Below are 3646 nucleotides of genomic sequence, written 5' to 3'. Positions count from 1 at the left end.
CCGCGACCGCACCGCCCCACGCTCGTCCTCGTGGGCCACGGCATGGTCGGCCAGCGCTTCCTGGAGGCCGCCGCCGAGCACGGGCTCACCGCGAGCCACCGCCTGGTCGTCCTGTGCGAGGAGCCGCGCCCCGCCTACGACCGGGTCCAGCTCACCTCGTACTTCTCGGGCCGCACCCCCGACGAACTCTCCCTCACCGACCGGGAGTTCCTCGACCGGCACGGCATCGAGCTGTACGTCGGCGAGCCCGCCGAGCACATCGACCGCGCGGCCAGGACGGTCACCGCGCGCTCCGGACGGACCTTCGGCTACGACACGCTCGTCCTGGCCACCGGTTCGTACCCGTTCGTACCGCCGGTGCCCGGCAAGGACGCCACGGGCTGTTTCGTCTACCGCACCATCGAGGACCTGCTGGCCATCGAGGAGTACGCGAAGACGCACGCCACGACCGGCGCCGTCGTGGGCGGCGGACTGCTCGGCCTGGAGGCGGCGGGCGCGCTGCGCGGGCTCGGACTCGCCACGCACATCGTGGAGTTCGCGCCGCGCCTGATGCCGGTGCAGGTCGACGAGGGCGGCGGCGCGGCCCTGCTGCGCACCCTCACCGGCATGGGCCTGACCGTGCACACGGGCACCGGCACGCAGGAGATCCGCACGGACGAGGACGGCGCCGTGCGGGCCATGAAGCTGTCCGACGGCGGTGAACTGGCCACGGACATGGTGGTGTTCTCGGCGGGCGTGCGCCCCCGCGACCAGCTCGGCCGCGCCATGGGCCTCGCGGTCGGCGAGCGCGGCGGCGTCACCGTCGACGAGCGGTGCCGCACCAGCGACCCGGACGTGTACGCGATCGGCGAGTGCGCGCAGGCCGCGGACGGCCGTGTGTACGGGCTCGTCGCGCCGGGCTACGAGATGGCGGAGACCGCGGCGGCCACGATCGCCGCCCGCGAGGCGTCCTTCACCGGCGCCGACCTGTCCACCAAGCTGAAGCTCCTCGGCGTGGACGTGGCGTCCTTCGGCGACGCGCACGGCACGGCGGAGGGCTGCCTCGACGTCGTCTACGCCGACTCGCGCTCGGGGACGTACAAGAAGCTGGTGATCGGCGCGGACGGCACGCTGCTCGGCGGGATCCTCGTCGGCGACGCGGAGGCGTACGGCACACTGCGCCCGCTCACCGGCTCCGTGCCGCCCCTCGCGCCCGAGCAGCTGGTCCTGCCGGCCGGCGCGGGCGGCCCGGTGGCGCTCGGCCCCTCGGCGCTGCCCGACTCGGCCGTCATCTGCTCCTGCCACAACGTCACCAAGGGCACGATCCGCGGCGCCGTCACCGAGCACCGCTGCACGACGGTGCCCGAGGTCAAGAAGTGCACCAAGGCCGGTACGGGCTGCGGCAGTTGCGTGAAGGTGCTCGGGCAGCTCGTCGACGAGGAGCTCACGGCGTCCGGCGTCGAGGTCGACAAGGGCCTGTGCGGCTGCTTCGGCCAGAGCCGCCAGGAGCTGTACGAGATCGTGCGCGCCCTGCGCGTCACGTCCTTCCGCGCGCTCCTCGACGCGCACGGCCGCGAGGGCGCGCGCGGCGGCGAGGGCTGCGAGGTCTGCAAGCCGGCGGTCGGCTCGGTCATCGCCTCGCTGGCCCCGACGATCGGCGCGGACGGCTACGTCCTGGACGGGGAGCAGGCGGCGCTGCAGGACACCAACGACCACTTCCTCGCCAACCTCCAGAAGAACGGCTCCTATTCGGTGGTGCCGCGCATCCCCGGCGGCGAGATCACCCCCGAGAAGCTCATCGTCATCGGCGAGGTGGCACGGGACTTCGGGCTCTACACGAAGATCACCGGCGGCCAGCGCATCGACCTGTTCGGCGCGCGTGTCGAACAACTCCCCATGATCTGGACGCGGTTGGTGGACGCGGGCTTCGAGTCGGGGCACGCCTACGGCAAGGCGCTGCGCACGGTGAAGTCCTGCGTCGGGCAGACGTGGTGCCGCTACGGCGTGCAGGACAGCGTGCGCATGGCGATCGGCCTGGAGCTGCGCTACCGCGGCCTGCGGGCGCCCCACAAGCTGAAGTCGGCGGTCTCGGGCTGTGCGCGCGAGTGCGCGGAGGCCCAGTCCAAGGACTTCGGCGTGATCGCCACGTCCAACGGCTGGAACCTCTACGTGGGCGGCAACGGCGGCGCGACCCCGCGCCACGCGGACCTGCTCGCGCAGGACCTGGACGACGCCGGACTGGTCCGCCTGATCGACCGGTTCCTGATGTTCTACATCCGCACCGCCGACCGCCTGGAGCGCACGGCGGCGTGGCTGGAGCGGATCGAGGGCGGCCTCGACCACGTGCGGGACGTCGTCGTCCACGACTCGCTGGGCATCTGCGCCGAGCTGGAGGCGCTGATGGCCGACCACGTCACGCACTACCGCGACGAGTGGGCCGAGACCCTCGACGACCCCGAACGCCTCGCCCGCTTCGTGTCGTTCGTGAACGCGCCGGGCGTACCGGACCCCACGGTCGGCTTCGTCCCCGAGCGGGACCAGATCAAGCCGGACCTGCCCCTGCTCACCCTCGGCCCCCGGCCCCTGGAAGGAGCCTCCCGATGAACGTCCAACTCCTCGTGGCGGACGACTGGTTCGCGGTCTGCGCGCGTGCGCGGCTGACGCCGGGGCGGGGCCTCGCGGCCCTGCTGCCCGACGGCCGGCAGGCAGCGCTCTTCCTCGACCGCGAGGGCCGCGCGTACGCCATCGACAACCGCGACCCGTTCACCGGCGCGGCGGTGCTCTCGCGGGGCCTGCTCGGCTCGGCGGACGGGCGGCCGTTCGTCGCCTCGCCGCTCCTGAAGCAGCGGTTCGATCTGGAGACGGGGCGATGCCTGGACGACGAGGAGGTGTCGGTGGCGGTCCATCCGGTCCGGATCGCGTGACCGGTGCCGCCCGCCACCTTCCCCTTGACCGATCGTTCCAGAATTTGCTTGACCGGTCGTTCCAGAAAGCTCTAGAGTCCTCTTCGTGGCCAGGACCAAGGAATTCGATCCGGACGCCGCACTGCAGTCGGCCCTGGAGCTGTTCTGGCGGCGCGGCTACGAGGCGACGTCCATGGCGGACCTCGTCGAGGCGCTCGGCATCGGGCGCGCCAGCATCTACGCGACCTTCGGCAACAAGCACGAGCTGTACCTGAAGGCGCTGGAGCGGTACGGGGAGCTGCAGAAGCCGTTGCTGCTCTCCGAGCTGGCACAGCCGGGCCCCGCGCTGCCCGCCGTCCGCGCGGTGGTCCGCCGCTTCGGCGCCGAGGCCACGGCGGACGAGCACCGCCTGCCCGGCTGTTTCGTCACCAACACGGCGACGGAGCTGGCCCCGCACGACGCGGCGGCCGCGCGCAGCGTCGAGCGCAGCTGGGACGCCATCGAGACCCTGCTGCACTCCGCACTGGTGCGCGCCCAGGCCCAGGGCGAGCTGCCCGAGGACCGCGATCCGCTGACGCTCGCGCGCATGCTGCTCGTCCTGATGCAGGGCCTGCGCGTGGTCGGCAAGGCGAGCGGTGAGCCGGCGCGGATCCGGGACGCGGTGGAGCAGGCCCTGACCCTGCTGGACTGACACCCGGAGACCGCCCCCTTCCTGCCACACCCCTCTTCACACCACTTCGCCCACCCCTTTCCACACCTCCTTC

Annotated in this window: 3 protein-coding genes; all 3 read left to right on the top strand. The window is 72.6% G+C overall.

Annotated features, from left to right (window positions below):
• Positions 1-2583, top strand: a 2583-nt coding sequence (nirB, locus tag AOK22_RS16505) for a nitrite reductase large subunit NirB (RefSeq protein ID WP_279617083.1), incomplete at its 5' end; no start/stop codon positions are given.
• A complete protein-coding gene (gene nirD, locus AOK22_RS16500) occupies positions 2580-2903 on the top strand; it encodes a nitrite reductase small subunit NirD (RefSeq protein ID WP_055699417.1) in 324 nt (107 codons plus the stop codon). The genes nirB and nirD, both read left to right, overlap by 4 nt.
• Before the next feature lie 85 nt (positions 2904-2988).
• Positions 2989-3573 carry a TetR/AcrR family transcriptional regulator gene (locus AOK22_RS16495; protein WP_055699416.1) on the top strand — a complete coding sequence of 195 codons (585 nt, stop codon included), beginning with the start codon at positions 2989-2991 and terminating at the stop codon, positions 3571-3573.
• Positions 3574-3646: the final 73 nt, after the last annotated feature.

This window comes from Streptomyces silaceus (assembly GCF_001419745.1).
In the GTDB taxonomy this organism is placed as follows: domain Bacteria; phylum Actinomycetota; class Actinomycetes; order Streptomycetales; family Streptomycetaceae; genus Streptomyces; species Streptomyces silaceus.
This window is presented reverse-complemented; position numbering and strand designations above follow the sequence as displayed.